We start from the raw sequence: 22,033 nt of genomic DNA, 5'->3' as shown, positions 1-22,033 counted from the left end.
ACTTTGATATGAATTGCTGATAGTATAATAATACATAAAAATAGTTAATATGTCAATAATATACTTAACATAGACAGTCATAATAGGGTGACAGGATTTTAGTAAGGCTCTATTATGAATAAACGGTTTTATACAGTATGAATGTTGATGAGCAGTCAAGTGTGCTGACTTTTCTAAATAGTAAAATTGAGAATATACCAAGGTTTTATTCCGCAATATTGCCTAAACTTTGCGGTGGAGAAAGAGTAATGAACTTGCTGTTTTATAGGCCGCTCAGCTATGTGGATAGAAGTAAATCACTACCTGATGCTCAAGTGGGAGAATTTACAACTTTTGTGGCAAAAGTGTATGAGCACCAGCGCCCCACTGTTAGAGGTAGGCCATATAAAATAATCGTTGAAAGTGAAAGTCAGTATTTATTTATAGTTTTTTTTAATTACTCAGTTAAATATTTGTATAAATTATTTCCAGTTGGAACAGATATAGTAATCAGTGGTAAACTTGAAAAGTTTGCCGAACATTGGCAAATTACTCACCCAGATTACATGTTGTCTGATATCAATCTATTTAAAGAAATAGCCTGCATAGAGCCAGTTTACCAATTATGTCGCGGTATTACTAACAAGAGCATTAGAAACATAATAAGTTCTAATCTAAAAGATTTGCCTGATTTGCCAGAGTGGATAGATGAAACATTAATCAAGCAAAAGAAATGGCTGAATTGGAAAGAAAGCATCATAAGATTGCACAGACCGAGCTCACTCGCAGAAGCAGAAGTTTGCAGAGAAAGACTTGCTTATGATGAGCTATTTGCGTACCAGTTGGCACTAAAGCTTGCAAGGGAAAATCATGTAAAAAAAGAGGGAAAAGAATTTATAATATTGAGTAAATACAAAGAGCAGGTCTTAAATGAATTACCGTTCCAATTAACAAATGATCAAATTCGAGCGATAGATGAAATCTCAGAAAGACAAAAATCCAGATACCGCATGGTAAGTCTGCTGCAAGGTGACGTTGGGAGTGGCAAAACTGTAGTTGCACTCTTTGCGATGCTGAATGTGGTAGAAAATAACATGCAAGCAGCTCTAATGGCACCAACTACTATCTTGGCTGAGCAACATTATAATTGGATCGAAGAAGCTCTATCTTGTACTGATATAAAAGTTGCTCTGCTTACTGGTAAAACTGCGCGCAAGGAAAGAAAGACTATCATGAACGAACTTGCAAATGGTATTCTAAATATAGTAATTGGTACTCATGCATTATTTCAAGCCAACGTTACATTTAAAAATTTAGGACTCGCAGTCATAGACGAACAACAGCGATTTGGAGTGATACAGAGGAATCGGTTGGTAGGAAAAGGAGAAAATACCGATATACTTTTTGTTACTGCAACTCCCATTCCAAGAACCTTGCAGCAAGCTATGTATGGTGATGTTGAATGTTCTATTTTAAGAGAAAAACCAAAATCTAGATTGCCAATAAAAACCGTTATTATGAACGTTAAAAAAGTATCAGATATTATTCAAAGACTGAAAGATGCTATAAATAGAGGCGAAAAAGCATATTGGATTTGTCCATATATAGAAGAAAACGAAGAACTCAATATTGCCGCAGCAGAAATGCGCTTTCAGGAACTACAAAAGACATTTTTTGATAGAGTTGGAATAATACACGGAAAACTAACTCAAGAGCAGAAAGATCAAGTGATGTTTTCCTTCAAGAGGAATGAGTTTTCTCTGCTTGTTGCAACCACTGTGATAGAAGTTGGTATAGATGTACCAGATGCAACTATTATGATTATAGAGAATGCAGAGCAGTTCGGGTTATCGCAATTACATCAGTTAAGAGGTAGAGTAGGACGAGGAAATAAACCGTCTTTTTGTGTACTGTTATATGACAATCTCAGTAAAAGTTCGTATTCAAAGTTAAAGATTATGTGTGAGTCACAAGATGGATTTTATATTGCTGAAAAGGATATGATGCTGAGGGGTAGCGGAGATATTCTAGGCACAAAACAATCAGGGTGCATGGAGTTTAAATTTGCTGATTTATATGAGGACAGAGAATTGCTCAACCTTGCATATAATAGTGCAAAAGGTACAATAGCTAATTTTGAATTACTGCTTGATATATTTGAATATAGAAGTAGACTACATTTTTCAAAATTTCAGTAATCTTCCAAGCCATAACCTTCATGAGTAGAAATTCCTTGACAGACGGGAGTATTTAACAAACCATATGCGTCAAGTTAAGGAAAAATAAGAGTGAAGAAGAAGTTTTTACCATAAGAATAAATTGTGCAGAGTTAATAGCAGGCCCTGTAAACAAAATGTTAGCAGGTCAAATTAATCAAGGGCAGGAAGTATAAAAATGGAAAAAAAGCAGTAACTTAGCCTAATGACAATCAATATATATATAGAAGGTACCGTTTTAAAGAGCACAAAAGGAATACACAGTAAAAGCGAGAAGAAGTTGAGAATATGTATGGAAGCAGTGTGGAGAAGTGGCTGCCAATGATCAAAAATTTACCACAATTACAGAAGTATACACAAGAGGTTTAAAAGGTGATGCAAAAAGGGAATTTTGGCAAAATGACTTAAGTATGCACAACAAGATCCAGATTTGCATAATTGATGATCAGATGTCATTCATGCTGAGCCTATATATAGAAAAAATTCTCAAGCTCAAGAGGGCTTAGGGTGGAACTAAAATTCATGGACTTGTTGACGCACGTAATTAATTTCTTTTTTTTAAGTTAATTAATGTTAACAAGCCACGTCTGCCTGTAATCATGTTAATACCAAAATATAATGTAAGAGAAGAAATGGGCAGTGCTATGGTTAAATACAACAATTTTTGTTTCTTTCTAACCATGCTTCCATATGAAAAACATATGACATAAAAAGGAAAACAAAAAGCTAAGAACCTTGACGCGCTTTACATCTTGGCTTTACCTTATTTATAATATAAACCTTACCACCCCTTTTCACAACTTTACAATTTTTATCTCTGTTACGATGAGATTTTAGTGACCCTTTAACTTTCATATCTACAGTAAGAATAGAATTACCTTACATTATGATCACTGACAGAGAGTTAGTCAATTGATAAATTTTTCACATTTTATTAAAATACTGTATAATTGTTGCTGATACTTCTTCGATTGACCTTTGCGTGACATCAATAATTGGCCAGTTATTTTGCTTAAAGAACTCCTCTGCTTCTTTAATTTCCTTTTCTACTTTTCTAGGGTCAGCATATATATTATTACCTTCATTATTAATTGAAGTCAGTCTATTTTTGCGTATTTCTATTAGCCTTCTTACGTCTATTGTTACTCCTATAGTCAGTTTATTTTTTAATTTTGCTAAGTCGACGTAAAAGGGTATCTCGCTAACAAAAGGAACATTTGCAACTTTATAGCCTCGGTAAGCTAAATACATACTGGTGGGAGATTTTGATGTGCGTGAAACTCCAACCAAAATTATATCGGCTTTATCAATATCTTGAATATTTTGTCCATCATCATGATTAATGGTATAGTTTATTGCCTCAATGCGCTGAAAATATTCGTTATTTATCTCAGCATGTAAGTCAAGTTTTTCGTCTTTTTCAATTTCAAGATAGGATGAGATTTCCCTAATAATGTGTGATAATATCGCTCTGTAGGGAATTTTTAGCTTTATACAATTATTTTTTAGATATTTTCTTAGCTCATCATTAGTAATAGTGCATATAACAAAATTATGCTCATCACTTTTTCTATTAATTTCCTCTAAAATTTTGTCAATCTGCTCTTCTCCTTTTACGAAAGACCAAACATATTCGATCGTTTCTACAGAACGAAAGTGTTTCAGAGCTGATTTTGCAACTGATATAACAGTTTCACCACTTGAATCTGACACTAAGTGTAGGTTAAGCTTTTTAAGGATCATCAACGTTATACTAAAAATAATAGCAAGCAATCTGGTACTGAAATTGTGCTAATTTATTATACTACGTAAATATAGAAAAACTATCTTGTTGATAAAACTCAAACTAATTGATAAATTCTTAACACAATTATTCTCAAAACGAATGTTTTTATTAAAGCCTACAAATTTCACTTCTTTTACTAAAAAAGCTCTACCTTGGCTTGGGGTTATTTGTTTCGCATGTTTTTTAATTGGAATGTTCTTGGCATTATTCTTCTCCCCAGGAGATTATAAACAAGGAGAAATCGTACGAATTATGTATCTTCATGTGCCTTCTGCATGGCTTGCTCTTGGAATATACGGACTCATTGCATCACTCAGTTTCATTTCATTGGTGTGGAACAATAGCGTTGCTAGTGTTTTGGCACATGCTGCTGCTCCTGCAGGGACAGTCTTTTCGGCAATATGTTTAATCACAGGTAGCATCTGGGGAAAAGGAACATGGGGTACTTGGTGGGTATGGGATGCAAGGCTTACTTCAATGCTGATTTTGTTTTTTCTGTATGTTGGTTATCTTTCATTGTGGAGCGCTTTTGATAATCAAGCAAGAGCAGAGAAATCATCAGCAGTATTTGCCATTTTTAGTGCTATAAATATTCCCATAGTAAAATTTTCTGTGAATTTATGGTCTACTCTTCATCAGCCAGCAAGTATTTTTAGAAAAGGTGGAGTAGCAATAGAAGGTTCTTTACTGCTGCCACTCATTGCAATGTTTATATTTTGTGCAACATTCTTTTTAGTAGTGTGGATACTTAATGCCCTTCATTTAATTAATTTGCAGAAGATAAAGAGAGAAATCAGTATGCGATATTAGGTATGCAGTTCCAGAGTGTAATGTTGTGAACAGCGACAGAGATTAAAATGTAGAGCAATCATCCATTAGCAAGTTCCAGAACTAATTACGTACAAACCACACTTCAAGATTATAGTGATTAATCACATGAAAGTAGAAGAATCATGACTCTCTAAGGTGAACTGTATGCAAAATTAGCAAAGATACGTTAGAAATTGAAAGAAAATTTTTATTGATAGATATGCTATATTTATAATGCAAGTTATTAAATTTTTAATTACTTTAGCTTATAATAGCTCCTAAGTTACCATGAAGTTTCTTGAAATGTGGTTTCTTTTACTCACATTAAATTTGTAGTTTTTTTATTTTAATACAATTTCAATTTTGACTGTAGAGGAGGTGCCGATGTCAAAAAACACCTATAGTAACCAAATTAATAATAGTTATTTATATAACAACAAACTTTTTTATGGTGAAGAGGATATAGATGAGATCACTGAGGGTGAAACTACGACTGAGAAGGAATTTACAAATAGTTCCGTAGTAAAAGAGGATTTTGAACTAGTAGAAAAGAAGCTTACGAAATGTGAAGAGGAGGTTAAGCGAGCAAAAGCAGAGACTGAGTGGTATAAAAAAATAGCTGAAGAATGTAAAAAAGGAAGTGGTACGGGCGAACCTGTTAACGATGAAGGAGAAAATGAAAATGGAGAAATTACATCTCGAAAAGTAACCTCAGATTGTTCCAAGTATGAAAATTGTGGGCCGTATTCTCATTTTTATAAAGTTGATAATAAGATAGGTTGTCAAGGTTTTAGTGCATCTGATTTACTAAAGGAATTATATCCTGAGATGTACAGTAATCCTAAGATTGCAAAATATATAGAAGAGGGAGCAAATGGTAATTATGGTGCAGTAAATTTTAAATTTGCCTTTACAGAGGATCTTAATTCAATATCCTGGCTTGGTAATATAGAATGTGAAAAATGTGTGGATGATCAAATAGAGTTAGCGTGTCGAGAAGAAGAGATTAAGAGTTTCTGTTACCCGAACGTTTACCGTAGTAATCCAGAATTCAACAAGAGCTTTTTTTCTAGAGGATCATGCCCTAATCTCTTTAGAGAGTCCAGTGAAACAAGTGTTGTAAAAGCAAAACAAGTTGCACCATTGATACTTGTTAATACCTTAGGACAAATGGTAGATAAAGAGGGTAATAACACTAAAGTATACTATGATGCATTGAAGCGTTATCTAAATGATGATGGTAAAATCAAGGATTGTGGAGATAATCAAAAGTGTAAGGATTATATTCCAATTATGGAGAAAGTTGCATGGAATAGTGATAAGGAAGTACTATTAAAAACTGCTGTTAATAATACGCAAGAGGCAAATCCTTACTATTATGGAAATGAGGATAATTCTACTTCCGTTGAATTTGGTTCTATATAACGCTGAATTTGTCTAATTTTTTCTACACTAGACACAATTTAGTCGTATCTGAACAAATACATAATCTATATAAAGAGGACGTAGGTACCATCTGTCCTTTTAAGGCATTTATGTCAATGATATGCGTAATCCATGATTTTAAACATGATGACCCTCCTAAGTAATACAAAAAAACTCAGAAAAATGTATATAGCTATGATAGAAGTTATCTATACATAAGTACAATATACTTTAACTAGAGATTATAAATTAATGAAGTTGAAAAGTCTGCAGACGAAGATAGATTTCGAGCTCTAGAATATCTTCACTATCAAAATAACAAAGCTGTCAAAATTTGTCAAGTAATTTTTATCGCAACTGTACAAACATTGCACAGGACAAATTTAAAATGCTGTAAAATGGTGTCTGTTCAGACGCATGTGAAACCAGTGCTTCTTTTCATCCCACTTCCATGCGGCTAAACCCTTTTCATAATCTCCTATCTATCATTTCTTAAACCACTCCCCTGAACGGATACAATTAAATACATTTTTAACATTTTTATAGAAAACTATTAGTATAGATTTGTATGCTGCCCTCATGGCTATTTTAAAATGTTTAATACTCCTTTTCATTATTTCTTGTACACATCTACCTAATAAGCAACATTCTGTTAATATAGACAATTATAAGCACGATTATTCGTTGCAACAATATAATACTCCTTTGAAGAATAACGAACCAGCAATACCAGAAATGATACCTTTACCGGTAGAGTTTCCCGATCTTACAACCAGTAATCAGTTTCTTTCGATTAATGTTGATGAAAAAGTACCAGTAAAGGATTTACTGATTGAGATAGGAAAACTTTCTGACATTAACTTAGACATAGACCCCAAAATATCAGGTAATATTACTTTAAAACTAAAAGATAAGAACGTAAACGAAGTAATTCAGAATATAGCCAACAGCGCCAAATTGCGTTACTCAATGAATAATGGTGTAATTAGAATTGAACAAGATTTGCCATATGCACAAAATTATTACGTAGACTTCATCAATATTCAACACTCTGCGCAAAGGAGTTTTATCATTGGTAACAATATTACCGACAGTGATGGTGATAGAAACTATATGAAATCTCAATATAGTAGTGATTTATGGAATTCATTAGAAAAAGGCTTAAATGCAATAATGGATGTTAACGGAGTAGATGATGGTGAGTTTCTTTCATCCAACAGAGAAGCTGGTGTCATTATTCTAAATGCTAGAAAAGATATTCACAAAGCTGTTGAAGAATATATTAATAAAGTTAAGAAATTGGCGTCTTCTCAAGTAATGATCGAGGCCAAAATAGTTGAAGTTTTATTAGACGATAAATACCTTTCTGGTATCAACTTAAATGATTTGCATAATGAAACCAAATCTATAACAAATCAAGGTAACTCTATTATTGACCTAGCAATTAACTCTAGTGTTAGTGATTTAGGAGATTTAGTAAAAAATTTAGGCAAATTTGGCACTTCAACCGTAATTTCAAGCCCTAGAGTACATGCTATAAATAATCAGCAAGCAATGATTTCATTTACTAAAAACCATATCTATTTTACTTCCGATATACAGAAAAATACCAAAAATTCTAATCATGCATTAATTACCAAGATGAATAGCACTCCAATAGGTGTGGTGTTAATAATCCACCCAAGCATTAACATTGATACTAATGAAATATTCATGGATATACACCCAACCTTATCAAGAATTAACGATTACACTAAAGACCCAAATATAGAATATGTCGCACAACAGAATAAAATGAAATTAAATAGTGACATTCCAATTATTGAAACCAGAGAAATGCACTCTACGTTAAAAATTAAGAGCGGCGAAGTTATGGTAATTGGTGGGCTTATAGAGCATAGAAAAGATAACCAAAACTTATTGCATCAAAAGTCAAAAAAACTGGCTAAGACAGTAGAAACCGTCATCTTCCTGAAAGCAACAATCGTACCAACACTTGGTTTATTAGATACAAAAGATAGGAATTTATATATATATTAAACGTATCCGTTCAGGCAATGGCATCAACTTAAGGAAAGATGTTGGGGTTGCTATTATGATAAGAAGAGAGTATCGGAATGATAATTAAGACAGCTTAATCATAAAGCTTTTGCAGTAAATTTAAGTTACTTTAGTCATTTATTAAAGTTTTTAAACAGGTCTTAGTTTACTTACTTTATTGTTTTCTTTATTATCAAATATTGCTTTAAATAATATGGAGGAGCACATTGTCAGCAATTGCCGTTATTGATTTTGGTTCACAGTTTACACAGCTTATTGCAAGACAAATCAGGGAAATGGGCGTTTACTGTGAAATATTTCCAAGCAATATCGATTTCAAAACAGTATCAAAATTCAATGGATTTATTTTTTCTGGAGGACCGCAATCTGTAAATGACAATTGCTCTGAAGTAAGTGAAGTAGCACATAAAATTATAAAACTTAACGAAACAATAAACACTCCTATACTTGGAATATGTTATGGACAGCAACTCATTTGTCATTATTTCGGGGCAAAGGTAAGAAAAGAATTCAATCAGGAATTTGGCAAAACTAAAATCAAGATACTAAAAGAATCCCCAATTATAAAGGATACTTGGGACGTTAATTCCGAAATCGATGTGCTAATGAACCATGCAGACAGTGTCGAAACTATACCGCAAGGATTTACTGCTATTGCCTCAGGTATAATAAATCAAACAATCGCAATAATTGCCAACGAACAGCGGAAGATTTACTGTACTCAGTTCCATCCTGAAGTTAAGCCTACGACAAATGGTAGTAAACTTCTCTCTAATTTCTTAGATATTGCAAATTGTGAGAGAGATTGGACAATGAAGTCATTCATTGAAAAACAGAAGGAAAAAATTCAAAACTTAGTAGGGGAGAAAAAAGTAATTGCTGCAGTAAGTGGGGGAGTTGATTCAAGTGTTGCAGCAGTTCTTACACACAAAGCTATAGGAAAACAATTAAACTGTATTTTTATCGATACTGGGTTATTGCGTAAGAGCCAGACCACTGCTATGTTAAAAGAAATTCCAATAAATTACGTTGATAAATCAAACTTGTTTTTAAGTAGGTTAAGGGGAATAACTGATCCGGAAGAAAAGCGAAAAATTATCGGCAATACTTTTATCGAAGTATTTGAAGAAGAGGCAAAAAAAATAGGTGATGTGGATTTTTTAATGCAAGGCACCATTTACTCTGATGTAGTTGAATCAGGGCACGCTTCAGGAAACACTAGTACAATTAAATCTCATCACAATGTTGGTGGGTTGCCAGAAAAAATGAATCTGAAACTAGTAGAACCTTTACGCTATCTCTTTAAAGATGAAGTAAGGCTGCTTGGCAAAGAAATTGGGCTTTCAGATGAGATAATATTGCAACATCCATTTCCTGGACCTGGACTTGCAGTGAGGATCATAGGTGAGGTTGATGAAGAAAAGGTACGAATATTGCAAGAAGTAGATGAAATATATATCAACACAATGAAAAATTATGATCTGTATGATAAAATATGGCAGGCTTTTGCTGTACTGTTACCAGTAAAAACTGTGGGAGTTATGGGAGATAATCGTACATACGGATATGTTTGCGCTTTAAGGGCTGTGACTTCATCTGATGGCATGACAGCTGATGCATTTCCATTTGAAAATAAAGATCAACATTCGTTAGTATTTTGGAGGTTTTTGCAAGACATCAGTAGTATAATTGTTAACAAAGTTTCTGGAGTAAATCGAGTTGTGTATGATTTAACTTCCAAGCCACCAGCAACTATTGAGTGGGAGTAGCAATAATTTCATTCCAGTTTCAGCTACTCGAATCACACCAAAGAGGCTGCTTGCATAGCTCAAATTTTAAGGAAAACTATTTAATGTCATTCCAGCGCGTGACGCTGGAATCCAGAAAAAAAGAATAATGGATCCCAGTGTCAGCTACTCGGATGACATCGAAATGTTCGTACAGATATTCGTCACACACCGGAATAAAAATTAGACTTTTGCTTTGTGCAAAATAATTTCAAGGCCGCATTTTCTTTATTTTGCTTATAGCTTCCACAAGCATTGCAAACATAAATGAAGAATACAAATATGCTTTTGGTAGCTCTATGTGAAGTCCTTCAAGTATTAAATATATACCGATGAGTAACATAAATAGAATGGCAATTACTTTTAAGCTTGGGCTGGATTTTATTAACTTAGCGGTATAACTTGATGAAAATAGCATTGCTAATATGGAAAATGTAAATGCTATAGCAATGATTATCATATTATGAGTTAATGCTATAGCAGTTAATATTGAATCAACAGAAAAAACTAAATCTATTAATATAATTTGTAGCACAACTAAAAAAAATTGTGATTTAACGTTTGCCTTTGTTTTGTTCTCCTTATGTACAAAAATTTCGCTCCATAACTCCATAGAACTTTTAACAATAAGAAATAACCCTCCTGCAATCATAAGCAAATCTTTTACTGAAATATCTAGTGATACAGAGTAAAATATAGGCTTTTCCATTGATAATATATGTGATATAAAAAATAATATTACAAAACGCATCAATAGCGCCAAGCCAAAACCTATCAGGCGGGCTCTTTCTCTCAGCAGATTTGGCACCTTATCTATTGCTAGAGAAATAAAGATTAAATTGTCTATACCAAGTATAGTTTCAAGTAGCGTAAGTATCAATAAAGTCCAAGCATCAGCTAGCATTTTCATTCCAAAGTCAGCCTTTGTACTTTACAATAGATGTGTAAAAATTAAGTAACTTCGACTAGGTAATTAAAAAATCAGCCTTACCCGGAAAAGGGGGAGAGAAAAAAGAGCATTTTTATAATAAAAGTACTTTTGTAAGAGAAATAATGAAATTAAAAATCTAACTCTCTTTACGAAAATTTTAAATAGATTGTAAAATAGTTGTACCATGAAAATATATGCCTTCTTTGTAGACTAAGATTTTTCTTTAAATTAAGATAGATACACGATAAAAGGAAATATGATAAAAGAGTCATTAGCAAAAACTGATATAGTAAAAGTTGAAGATAAGAAAGCACCAAAGGGCTTTTTTAAAATATTAGGTGAAGTAGCAGATGCTGTAAGGTCATGGGTTGGCAATATTAGCCCTGATTTAAGTAGTAGTCGCGATGTCGATAGTTTAGTCTTGAAGATGAACGAATGCTTAAACCCAAAGGGGGGTGAAGTCTCAGCACGTAAGAACACCGTATCTCTTGGTAATTTGTACTTGAGTTTATCAGAGGCAGGTCAAATAAAATTTTTACAAACCCTGGCAGAAAAGTTCAATCCGGATAAAACGAAAATAGATGAAGAAATAAAAGTATATAAGAAAAATCAAGATTCTGAGTCGAGCTATAAGTTTGAACAAGACTTAATAAAAGTCCTTGAATCACCACGCTCTAAAATATTGAAGCAGTTTATCTCCTTACCGGAGGGCCTTAAGTTTATTGTTGATATGCGTTCTGATGTACTCAAGCTGAAGAATCAATATAAAAGTCTAAGTCCACTAGAAAACGAATTAAAAAGTATACTTTGTACTTTGGTTGATGTTGATCTACTTGATCTTCATCAAATCACTTGGGATTCACCTGCATCATTGTTGGAAAAACTTATAAAATATGAAGCTGTACATAAAATTTCCTCTTGGGATGACTTAAAAAACAGACTAGATTCTGATCGTCTCTGTTTTGCTTTCTTTCATTACAAAATACCAAATGAACCTTTAATTTTTGTAGAGGTTGCACTGATGAATGAGATTGCAGATAGTATTCAACACGTTTTGGACGAGTCAGTTCCTTCAAGTGACCCAAGCAGTGCAAGTACTGCTATATTCTATTCAATATCAAACACTCAAACTGGTTTATCTGGAATTAGCCTCGGTAACTTTTTAATAAAGAGAGTCGTAGAAAAACTATCGCAAGAATTTAAAAGCGTAAAAGTGTATGCAACTCTTTCTCCAGTTCCTGGATTTACAAAATGGCTAAAAAATCAAGACGTAGCTTTATTAGGTAAGCTTAATATAAAACAATCAGGTACAGAAATTTTAGAAAGCATAAAAACTAACATTGAATGCGAAAAACAGTCCCTACTGAAACTTTGTGCACATTATTTGCTAAAGGTTAAAAGCAGTGGTGGGGGTGCTTATGATCCAGTAGCACACTTTCATTTAAGCAATGGTGCATCAATAAAACAAATCAACTGGATGGCTGATACTTCTGAAAAAGGCATTAGTCAGTCAGCCGGAATAATGGTGAATTATCTGTATGAGCTGCCTAAAATAGATAACAATCATGAGAATTATATGATTAATAAAGCGACTTCTCATTCAAAAAAAGTATCGTCTATGTTAAAAGAATAATAGGAAGTATGCAAGAATGTAGAAAGTTTTAACATTTCCTAATCTTTATGTATATAATATTGAATAGCTTTATGAGGTAAAATATATGAATAGTAAGATATTAAAAGCAATAAAACAAAAAATACAAGATAGAGTAGAGCGTAAGGAACTGCACAGTCTCTTTATAGATCCTGAAGAAATAAAGTCATTCAATGATTGTGTTAGTAGTATTAAATGTGATGGAATAAGCCTAGAGTAATCAAGTGAATTGGGAACAATTTACAAAGGGCTTGATTCAATGTTTTCTCACATCAGTGATGACTGGGATAAAAATAAGGGTAGCCTAAATAGTAAAAAAATTGATGTATATTATCAAAACTTAGAGTCTATCTTAAAGATAGTAAACATAATTAAAGGATTGAAGACAGGAGTGGGCCAAGAATCAGCGATCCCCAACATTGATGAATCTGTGTTAATTTGTGATATCGAATCACTTAAGAAAAAAATGGAAGAAGCGCTAGAAAAAACGCAACAACAACAAAGTGCAGCAAGGCAAAAAGAGTTAGAAGAGAAAGCTAAAGAGGAGTTTGGCAAGTACATAAAAAATGGCACCATTGATGCGGTGTCAATTGAAAAGCGTAAGGATCAAAATTCTCTTTATGCAACAATCAAGCTAAAAGACGACAATAAAAACACAGATATTAGGGTAAGCGAATTTTTAAATAGTGAATTTTGTAAAGAAAACAATATTGCCGGTTTTCTTCTTTCAAGTGGAGATCAAAAAGAACCTATCAGTGGCTACATACATGAGGGGGTTAGATATTATAATTTAGGTACTGCAGCTCAATATGGAATAAAGTTTAACTGGTATGTAGGTGAAAGGGAATGTAGCATCACATTAAGTGCTAGCGATGGCAGTATTAAAATAGTAAGTAATAAACCAGATGATAAAGATTTAGAAAAAAATAAAGATGTAAAAATTAAAGTTCCTGTCCTTGGTTACCTAAGCCTTGCTGATGCAGTAAAAACGTGTAGACAGCAAGAAGATCCAAGTAGCACAGTGAAGCAAGCATCAGCTAATGAGCATTGCCGGCCATTGGCAAGGACTTCAGCTTAATGTTTTTAGCAAAAAGAGATATAAATAATTGCTCTTGTAATACTTAAAATGTAAAATAGATCTACTTAAATAAGTAGATCTATGAACAATATAAGAAATTTTGCAATAATAGCACATATAGATCATGGGAAGTCAACTCTTGCTGATCGTTTGATAGAAGAATGTAACGGTCTTGAGACAAGGGAAATGACCAATCAGGTACTTGACTCAATGGATATAGAGCGTGAACGCGGAATCACAATCAAAGCACAAACGGTAAGACTCAATTACACTGCAAATAATGGTAATAAATATTGCCTCAACCTCATGGACACACCAGGTCATGTTGACTTTTCATATGAAGTCAGCCGAAGCTTAGCTGCATGTGAAGGCTCACTTTTGGTGGTGGACAGCAGCCAAGGAGTTGAAGCTCAGACTCTGGCAAATGTGTACAAGGCAATTGACAATAATCATGAGATAATAGTTGTGCTCAATAAAGTTGACCTTCCTGCTGCAGATCCAGAAAAGGTAAAGCTTCAGATTGAAGAAGTAATTGGTATTGATGCAAGTGAGTCAATTTTGATATCGGCAAAAACTGGTCTTGGGATAAAGGATGTACTTGAAGCTATAGTGACAAAACTTCCCGCTCCTCAAGGTGATACAAATGCTCCACTGCAAGCAATTTTAGTTGATAGTTGGTATGATCCTTACCTAGGAGTAGTAATTTTAGTGCGAGTTAAAAATGGAGTACTAAAAAAAGGCATGAGAATCGTTATGATGTCTAATAATGCTACATATCAGGTCGATAATATCGGTATTTTCACTCCTAAAAAAGTTATGACTGGTGAACTTTCAGCAGGTGAAGTTGGTTTTATAACTGCTTCAATGAAAGAAGTAGCAGACTGCAAAGTAGGAGACACTATTACTGAAGAGAAAAGGCCGTGCAGCAAGGCATTACCTGGCTTTAAAGAAGTACATCCTGTAGTATTTTGCAGTATTTTTCCCAATAACACAGATGATTTTAAATATTTAAGGGAAGCACTAGAAAAATTACATTTAAATGATGCTAGTTTTACATTTGATGCTGAAACGTCAAATGCCCTAGGTTATGGATTTCGTTGCGGTTTCTTAGGAATGCTACATCTTGAAGTCATTCAAGAAAGACTCGAAAGAGAATTTGATTTAGATCTAACAGCAACTGCACCGAGTGTTATATATAAAGTTGCAATACAAAATGGTAAAGTTTTAAATATCCATAACCCAAGCGATATGCCAGACCCTACAAAAATTGAAATAGTGGAAGAACCGTGGATCACTGCAACTATAATGGTACCTGATCAATATTTAGGAGAGATTCTATCTCTGTGTGAAGAGAGGAGAGGAGAACAGCAGGATTTATCTTATGTTGGTAATACGACAACAGCACTACTGAAGTATAAATTACCGCTGTCTGAGGTTGTTTTTGATTTTTACGATAGACTAAAATCAATTTCCAAGGGATATGCAAGTTTAGATTGGGAAATATCCGATTATCAGGAAAGTCAGATAGATAAATTAAGTTTTTTAGTTAATGGAGAACCTGTGGATGCGTTAGCCTGCATTGTTCATAAAAGCAGGGCAGAAAAAAGAGGCCGCGAAATATGTGCACGTTTGAAAGACTTGATACCACGCCAGCAATATAAAATCGCGATTCAAGCGGCAGTAGGCGGAAAAATTATTGCTAGAGAAACGATTAACCCGTATAGAAAAGATGTAACAGCCAAGCTCTATGGTGGAGACGTCACACGAAGGATGAAGCTGCTTGAAAAGCAGAAGAAAGGTAAGAAAAGATTGCATTCTGTGGGAAACATAAACATCCCACAAAATGCTTTTATTGAGGCTTTGAAAATAAATGATTAATATATATCCAAAAACATAAATTTAAAGAACTAAGTGATATTTTCTCAATAAATTTACTGACATTGATATAGGTAAATTTGAAATAGCTATGTGAATTTGTAAAACACTATACAAGATACCATACAACGAAATCATCCCAGTGTTAAACGCTGGGATGACAGAGAGCAGCTCAATTGCTCCACTCAATCATTAAAAATCAGATATATGTAGACATTGGCTAAAACCATTCCAACAACATTTTAGTGAAACTTAACAAGCTTATCTATAGTTTTAGTGATGATTCTTGGAGTATTTGGAGAGACTTCTGAGCCCAGTCTATTTAACCGCTCTATAGCAAACCCGCTGTTCTCATTTATTATGAAATCACATAAAATATTTTCTATATCTTTAATAACACTTTCATGCTTTCTCAGAGGATGGTTATTCGGATATCTATGAATGGTTTTGATGCTAGAATACTCAACGAAAGCTTGATCTTTAAAAGCAAGTTGTCTCAATTTCTCTTTGAATTTTTCTTCTTCATCTCTTGCTAAAAGGCAAGACTTTATCAGTGATTTTATAATCGAGTTTATAGCCTGATGTATTTCAGAATGCACTATAACTTTGATGATATTTTCTTCCACTATGCAATCATAAGTGCTTTTTTCGCTCTTTAATGACTCTATAAGCATTTTGCTATTTTGCGAATTCAATTCCAGATTCTCTTCACTTATAGGAGTCATTATAAAGGTATTCTTATTTACCCTGATGTAAAATTGTGGCAACCCTTTAGAACAGGCAAATGCTACATCCTTAGACTCAAGTGCGTGATTGTATGAAGAAGAAAGGGTGCTTGCTATAACGCTACTTGGTACTTTCATTCCATGATTACTTAGGTGATTTAACACATTCTCAACATCATGATATGTAAAACCTGTATCTTTTATCAATTCAACAACTTCTATGCAATTGTGTTGTTTATACTCTATTGTCACTTCTTCTGTAAAAAGAGTTTTAGCTGCTATATTCTTATCAAGCACTGTGAAAATCTTGATGAAACTCTCTAAATCTTGTTTGTTAATTAATTCAATACTAATTAAGTTTTTGCTAACAATTATAATATTTTTTATCATTTTTTCCCACTAAAAAAACTCACTAGATGAATTGTATTTTTAATTCATTAAAAATTGTTTAAAGTGGGTATGCCAGCAACAGTAAGACAAAAAAATCACATAAAATCTTCATTATGTATTATATTACATCCCTCGTGTTCATCACTGCCGCTTGTGTAAGCTGTTGCATTAATGCTATCTTCATTGTTATTTAACATATTATCCAACTTTCCTTCTTTTTCAAGATCCATCAATTTGTCACATCCAGCAATATGATGTACATAATCACCATTTTCATCAGTAATAAAAATTTGTGGAACTGTCCTGACGTTATATTTTGATTTTATACCGTCAAACAAATCCGAGTTTCTAAGTACATCAATTTCTTCGTATTTCACACCTTTTTCATCCAATAACTCTTTTGCTTTCTTGCAGAATGGGCAGTACTTCTTCACATATATTACAACTTTTCCTTTAGTGTTTTTCATGATTTATCTCCATAGTTTATAAAATACAACTATTATATATAAAAAATATATATAAAATATCAAATTGTATGAAAATTATTTACAACTGTGAGCAAGGGATAAAAGATAATGTGGCACTAACTTTCGGAAATTTCGATGGCGTTCATTTAGGACATAAGTTTGCAATTTCCAATCTAAAGAAGGTAGCACAAGAAAGAGGATTACCCTCTGCAGTTTTAACTTTTGAGCCTCACCCATCAACTGTTTTATTTAGTAGGAACAATTTTAGGTTGATAGACCAAGAACAAAAAAAGGAACTAATCAGCAGCTATGGTATAGATTACTTGTATATTATTAATTTTAGTAGAGGTTTTTCTGAGGTTAGCTGCGATGACTTTATTGGTAAGATTTTGGTAAAGAAGTATGGTGCTAAACATATAACTGTTGGAGAAAGTTGTACTTTTGGTCACAAACGATTGGGTAACATATTAACTCTAGAAAAATATTCTCAGATGTATGAATATTCTTTAACTAAATTAGAGCCATTGATAATCGATAGAAAAATTTGCTCTTCTTCCTCAATCAGGGAGTGTTTACAAAAAGGCGAAATAGAAATTGCTAATAAATTACTTGGTAGGTCTTATCAAGTTTCTGGTATTGTAACAAAAGGTGCATGTAGAGGTAGAGAAATAGGGTTTCCAACCATAAACATTCCGATAGAAGATTACATGATAAAACCTAAGCTTGGTACATATTACGCCAAAGTTGCATTTTCTGAAAATAGTTCAAGTTGGCTATATGGAGTAGTCAACATTGGTATGAGACCTACATTTAAGGACTTAAAAAAACCTATAGTAGAAATGCATATATTTGACTTCAACGAAAATGTATACAATTTTAAGGTTGACATACAACTTTTAAAATTTATTAGGGCAGAAAAAAAATTCCATAGTATTAACGAGTTAACAAAACAGATAGATCGTGATATAATGAAGGCCTACCAGTTAAAGATAAATTTATGAAAAGGATATGTTTAGTTATTATATTGATTATAGTATCATTCGATCAAACAAGTAAATTGTATATAAACTCTTTGATTGATGAGGGGGAGTCAATCGAGATTACTAGTTTTATGAAATTAGTTGAAGTTTGGAATTCAGGCATTAGCTTTGGAATGTGTAGTACTCTGCCGCATGGCAGCTTCTTTTTTTCAGCATGTTCAATATTAATAATTGGTATACTTGCATACTTGATATATAAATCTAATGATAAGTCAATTTACCTTAGTTTTTCTCTGATGATTGGTGGAGCGATCGGAAATGTAATTGATAGAATCTATTGGGGAGCTGTATATGACTTCATATATTTTCATATCAATGATTGGTATTGGCCAGCCTTTAATTTAGCAGATCTATCTATAGTTTGTGGAATGTGTACATTGTTATATAAGTGGTATATATATGATAGGTCTATCTCTAAGCAAAATGAGGAATGAAATAATGCTTCGCAAATTCTTTAGTTTTTTTATACTATCTGTGTTTTTTTTCATTTGTCCGATTTCTTTGGAAGCTGAAATCATAAAGCATGCTAAGCTCAGTAACGGATTGGATGTTTATGTAGTACCTAATCACCGAATTCCAGCTGTTTTTCATGCAATAATATATAAAGTTGGGGGAATGGATGACCCAATTGGCAAAACAGGCTTGGCTCACTACTTTGAACACTTAATGTTTGAAACTACAGGAAAATTTAAAGACATAGAATCCACTTTGGGCAGCATTGGGGCCCAATTTAATGCTTTTACCACTAAAGAATACACCTGCTACTACGAATTAGTTCTCAAAAAAGATTTACCACTAGCAATGGAAATTGAAGCAGATAGAATGGGCAATTTTGATGTTACTCAAGACAAAATAGATAGAGAAAAAAATATCGTATTAGAAGAAAGAAAGATGAGATTTGATAATAATCCTGAAGCTTTACTATGGGAGGAAATGAACAGTGCATTTTATCGTAATGGCTATGGTAGGTCTGTTATTGGTTGGGAGAGCGATATTAAAACTTACAATCAAGATGACATAACAAGGTTTCATGATAACTATTATCATCCAGGTAATGCTATACTGCTCGTTGTTGGTGATGTAGAATTTGAAGAAGTAGCAGGATTAGCAAAGGAAAAATATGGTGCAATTAAAGCTGAGCCTTTAGTTAAGCATTATCCGAACCAAGATTCAATACATAATGCAGATATATCGGTAATTTTAGAAAGCACTGAAGTAAAAGAGCCAGTTTTATACTTTCGCTATAGTGTTCCTTTATTTGAGCAAATAAGTGAAACTTTTCCTGTTGATTTGGCAGTTGATGTTTTGGGGCATGGCAAGTCTAGTAAGCTATATAAAGATTTAGTTCTAGATAAGAATGTAGCAGTAGAAGTGTTTGCTTATTATAATAGCTTAGCTTTTAGTAATGGTTACATTGAGATTCGGGTAACTCCAAAAAGCGGGGTGAATTTGGATGCTGTTGCAAGAGAGTTAGAAAATTCTATTAATCACTTTACCTCTGAAGAAATAACAAGTGAAGAGTTGCAAAGCACAAAGTCTAAATACAAAGCAGCACAGTTTGATAATCTATCTGATTTAACTAGTGTAGCAATGTTTTATATACCACGTCTAGCACTAGGTATCCCACTTGATGAAATAGACATTTCACATAGCAAAATTAATGATGTCAATCTGAAAGATGTAAATCACAAAATTCGTACTATTTTTTCTACTAATAAATTAGTCGGCCGTTTGTTACCAAAAGGAGGTAATGATGATGAGAATAAGTAAGCTTGTATTTCTACTTTTTTTCTGTCTGGTCTTTAATTTGCAGGCGAGCAGCTACCTAAATATAGAGGAGGTTACTACTAATAAAGGGCTTAAGTTTTTGTTTATTGAAAACCGTGATCTACCAAAAGTTTCACTCAATATATCATTCAAAGATGCAGGTTACGTGTATGAAAGTGCAGAAAAGCAGGGGCTTGCTTGGTTTACTTCTCTTGTAATTCAAGAAGGAGCAGGAAAAAATGATGCCAAAGATTTTGTAAAAAAGCTTGAGGATAAAGGAATTAGTTTAAATTTTACTGCTGGTTTAGAAGCATTTAGGGTTTCATTAAACACTTTATCTGAGAATCTAGAGGATGCAATTTCACTACTAAGTGATGCTATAATGCGTCCTAAAGTTGATCCTGAAGGATTGAATAGAGTTTTTGAAAAAGCCAAAGTAAACTTTAATAATTTTGAAAAAGATCCTTATTTTATTGCTGCAAAAGAGTTGGATACGTTGTTGTTCAAAAAACATCCTTACTCAAGAGATCCATATGGAACTCTAGACACTATAATGAGCATTACTAGAGACGATGTTTTAACATACATAAAGCGTAGTTTTACTAAGGATAATATCGTTATTAGTATTGTTGGTTGTGCAACAAAAGAAGAAGTTAGTACGCTGCTCGATAAATATTTATCTAAGTTACCATCAAAAAGATCGAAAGTTAGGAAGGTATCTGTAAAAAATGAATTTGGGCCTGCAGAAAGTAAGAGCGTTTTTATGGATATACCACAGAGTGTAATACTTTTTGCTCAAAAAGGCATAGCATATGAAGACCCTAATTACTATAATGCTAGTGTTTTGATTAATGCGCTTGGTAGTATGAGTCTAAACTCAATACTGATGAAAGAGTTGAGACAAAATCTAGGTATTACTTATGGTGTTAGTGCACGTAATGTTCCTAATAAGCATGGAAATATTATATCTGGATTTATGAGTACTGATAGTTCCACTGCTAGCAAAGCTATATCAGCAGTAAAAGATACATTTAGCAGAATAAAAGAGGAAGGAATTGACGAACAATTATTCAAGGATGCAAAAACCAGTTTAGTAAATAACCTTATCTTCTCTTTTCTATCCAATAATGCGAATATAGCAACGTTACTGGATAGTATGCAGATAGATGATCGTGATATTAACCATATAAATAATTATGCAAATATCATTAATGATGTTCAATTGGAAAAAGTAAACAAGCTGGCAAGTTCTTTACTGAATCCTGAAAATTTATTTTTTGTTGAAGTTGGAAGAAACGCTCAAGGTCAATAGTTAATACCTTCTGCTATTGATCTTACTGCTTTTACATAACACTTATGCTCTTCAGCTAGAATGCGCTCTGAGAGACTGTGAACATCATCATTTGGTAACACTGGAACAGTAGCTTGAGCGATTATGGCTCCAGCATCAATTTCAGGAGTAACATAATGCACAGTACATCCTGTAATTTTTACACCCGCTTTCAGAGCTTGCTCCTGAGCATTTAGGCCCTTAAATGACGGAAGTAAAGAGGGATGAATATTTATAACTTTGTTATGCCATTTATTCAGGAAATTGGCCTTTATAATTCTCATAAACCCTGCAAGGCAAATTAAATCAACCTTATGTTGAACAAGTATTTCATGAATTTTATCAGTATCAAGTGGCTTATCTTCAACAACAAACGCTGAAACTCCTGCTTGCTTTGCTATTTTAAGGCCTCCAGCTTCACTATTATTTGTGATAACACACACAGTTTCAGCAGGGAAATTCTGATCTTGACATGCTTCTATTAAAGCCTGCATGTTTGATCCTCTACCTGAAATTAGTATTCCGAGTTTTATCTTTTTCATTTTAGTGCAGACGTAAGAATGGATATTAATAAAATAGCTCAAAAGGAAAGTTTATTTTAGAATAAATACTATTGTGTAGCAATATTTTACACTGCTGGATAATATGGAATTAAAGAAATCATTCAGTTTGAAGTAACTTTAACATTTAATTTTAGGAATATTATACAATTTAT

20 protein-coding genes are annotated in these 22,033 nt (G+C 33.2%); 14 read left to right on the top strand and 6 right to left on the bottom strand.

Features of this window, described 5'->3' with window-relative positions:
• The first annotated feature begins 137 nt into the window (after positions 1-137).
• Positions 138-2,177 carry an ATP-dependent DNA helicase RecG gene (gene recG / locus ABWU33_RS02380; RefSeq protein WP_211908408.1) on the top strand — a complete coding sequence of 680 codons (2,040 nt, stop codon included), beginning with the start codon at positions 138-140 and terminating at the stop codon, positions 2,175-2,177.
• 329 nt (positions 2,178-2,506) lie between these two features.
• Positions 2,507-2,701: a hypothetical protein gene (locus ABWU33_RS02375; RefSeq protein ID WP_010402151.1), complete on the top strand. Its 195-nt coding sequence runs from the start codon at positions 2,507-2,509 to the stop codon at positions 2,699-2,701.
• A gap of 220 nt (positions 2,702-2,921) precedes the next feature.
• On the opposite strand, the gene ykgO is transcribed toward ABWU33_RS02375, so the two are convergent.
• Together ykgO and ABWU33_RS02365 are read right to left on the bottom strand one after the other, a co-directional pair.
• A complete protein-coding gene (gene ykgO / locus ABWU33_RS02370; RefSeq protein ID WP_006015378.1) occupies positions 2,922-3,050 on the bottom strand; it encodes a type B 50S ribosomal protein L36 in 129 nt (42 codons plus the stop codon).
• Positions 3,051-3,119: 69 nt separating this feature from the next.
• Positions 3,120-3,938: a pyruvate, water dikinase regulatory protein gene (locus ABWU33_RS02365; RefSeq protein ID WP_010402159.1), complete on the bottom strand. Its 819-nt coding sequence runs from the start codon at positions 3,936-3,938 to the stop codon at positions 3,120-3,122.
• A 142-nt stretch (positions 3,939-4,080) separates the two neighbouring features.
• On the opposite strand from ABWU33_RS02365, the gene ccmC reads away from it, so the two are divergent.
• The 4 genes from ccmC to guaA all read left to right on the top strand — a co-directional run bounded on the left by ccmC (position 4,081) and on the right by guaA (position 10,046).
• Positions 4,081-4,791, top strand: a complete 711-nt coding sequence (gene ccmC / locus ABWU33_RS02360) for a heme ABC transporter permease CcmC (RefSeq protein WP_211908410.1) — start codon at positions 4,081-4,083, stop codon at positions 4,789-4,791.
• A gap of 384 nt (positions 4,792-5,175) precedes the next feature.
• Positions 5,176-6,216, top strand: coding sequence for a hypothetical protein (locus ABWU33_RS02355; protein WP_211908412.1), 1,041 nt, complete (start codon positions 5,176-5,178; stop codon positions 6,214-6,216).
• A gap of 564 nt (positions 6,217-6,780) precedes the next feature.
• On the top strand, positions 6,781-8,256 hold the full coding sequence (locus ABWU33_RS02350) for a type II secretion system protein GspD (RefSeq protein WP_353280963.1): 1,476 nt from the start codon (positions 6,781-6,783) through the stop codon (positions 8,254-8,256).
• 227 nt (positions 8,257-8,483) lie between these two features.
• Positions 8,484-10,046 (top strand): glutamine-hydrolyzing GMP synthase, encoded by a 1,563-nt coding sequence (guaA, locus tag ABWU33_RS02345; RefSeq protein ID WP_211908416.1) that lies wholly within the window; start codon positions 8,484-8,486, stop codon positions 10,044-10,046.
• Between the two features lie 229 nt (positions 10,047-10,275).
• Here the strand turns inward: guaA and ABWU33_RS02340 are convergent, their stop codons facing one another.
• Entirely contained in the window at positions 10,276-10,968 is a 693-nt protein-coding gene (locus tag ABWU33_RS02340) for a TerC family protein (RefSeq protein WP_211908418.1), read from the bottom strand.
• 283 nt (positions 10,969-11,251) lie between these two features.
• Here ABWU33_RS02340 and ABWU33_RS02335 point away from each other — a divergent pair, with 283 nt between their 5' ends.
• The 4 genes from ABWU33_RS02335 (at position 11,252) to lepA (ending at position 15,602) form a co-directional block, all read left to right on the top strand.
• A complete protein-coding gene (locus ABWU33_RS02335) occupies positions 11,252-12,628 on the top strand; it encodes a malonyl-CoA decarboxylase (protein ID WP_250119982.1) in 1,377 nt (458 codons plus the stop codon).
• Between the two features lie 85 nt (positions 12,629-12,713).
• A complete protein-coding gene (locus ABWU33_RS02330) occupies positions 12,714-12,866 on the top strand; it encodes a hypothetical protein (protein ID WP_353280960.1) in 153 nt (50 codons plus the stop codon).
• A gap of 9 nt (positions 12,867-12,875) precedes the next feature.
• On the top strand, positions 12,876-13,724 hold the full coding sequence (locus ABWU33_RS02325) for a hypothetical protein (RefSeq protein ID WP_353280958.1): 849 nt from the start codon (positions 12,876-12,878) through the stop codon (positions 13,722-13,724).
• A gap of 81 nt (positions 13,725-13,805) precedes the next feature.
• Positions 13,806-15,602 carry a translation elongation factor 4 gene (gene lepA, locus ABWU33_RS02320; protein WP_211908422.1) on the top strand — a complete coding sequence of 599 codons (1,797 nt, stop codon included), beginning with the start codon at positions 13,806-13,808 and terminating at the stop codon, positions 15,600-15,602.
• 239 nt (positions 15,603-15,841) lie between these two features.
• Here lepA and ABWU33_RS02315 read toward each other — a convergent pair whose 3' ends face one another.
• Both ABWU33_RS02315 and ABWU33_RS02310 read right to left on the bottom strand, forming a co-directional pair.
• Positions 15,842-16,714: a hypothetical protein gene (locus tag ABWU33_RS02315; RefSeq protein WP_353280957.1), complete on the bottom strand. Its 873-nt coding sequence runs from the start codon at positions 16,712-16,714 to the stop codon at positions 15,842-15,844.
• 95 nt (positions 16,715-16,809) lie between these two features.
• Complete coding sequence (locus tag ABWU33_RS02310) at positions 16,810-17,181, bottom strand: glutaredoxin (protein WP_006015443.1); 372 nt, start codon at positions 17,179-17,181, stop codon at positions 16,810-16,812.
• A gap of 68 nt (positions 17,182-17,249) precedes the next feature.
• Here ABWU33_RS02310 and ribF point away from each other — a divergent pair, with 68 nt between their 5' ends.
• Genes ribF through ABWU33_RS02290 form a run of 4 tightly spaced genes read left to right on the top strand, consistent with a single transcriptional unit; the run spans position 17,250 to position 21,300 of the window.
• On the top strand, positions 17,250-18,182 hold the full coding sequence (ribF, locus tag ABWU33_RS02305) for a riboflavin biosynthesis protein RibF (protein WP_063630547.1): 933 nt from the start codon (positions 17,250-17,252) through the stop codon (positions 18,180-18,182).
• Entirely contained in the window at positions 18,179-18,655 is a 477-nt protein-coding gene (gene lspA / locus ABWU33_RS02300; RefSeq protein ID WP_007301940.1) for a signal peptidase II, read from the top strand. Before ribF ends, lspA begins: the two co-directional genes overlap by 4 nt.
• 4 nt (positions 18,656-18,659) lie before the next feature.
• Positions 18,660-19,991, top strand: a complete 1,332-nt coding sequence (locus ABWU33_RS02295; protein WP_264337881.1) for a M16 family metallopeptidase — start codon at positions 18,660-18,662, stop codon at positions 19,989-19,991.
• The gene (locus ABWU33_RS02290) at positions 19,978-21,300 is read left to right on the top strand and encodes a M16 family metallopeptidase (RefSeq protein WP_250120438.1); all 1,323 of its coding nucleotides are present in this window, start codon (positions 19,978-19,980) and stop codon (positions 21,298-21,300) included. Before ABWU33_RS02295 ends, ABWU33_RS02290 begins: the two co-directional genes overlap by 14 nt.
• On the opposite strand, the gene purN is transcribed toward ABWU33_RS02290, so the two are convergent.
• On the bottom strand, positions 21,294-21,860 hold the full coding sequence (gene purN, locus ABWU33_RS02285) for a phosphoribosylglycinamide formyltransferase (protein ID WP_010402201.1): 567 nt from the start codon (positions 21,858-21,860) through the stop codon (positions 21,294-21,296). The two genes, ABWU33_RS02290 and purN, sit on opposite strands and share 7 nt — an antisense overlap.
• Positions 21,861-22,033: the final 173 nt, after the last annotated feature.

The organism is Wolbachia endosymbiont (group B) of Cyclophora punctaria (genome assembly GCF_964028235.1).
In the GTDB taxonomy this organism is placed as follows: domain Bacteria; phylum Pseudomonadota; class Alphaproteobacteria; order Rickettsiales; family Anaplasmataceae; genus Wolbachia.
Note: the sequence above shows the minus strand (reverse complement) of the source record. Positions and strands in the feature narration are given on the sequence as shown.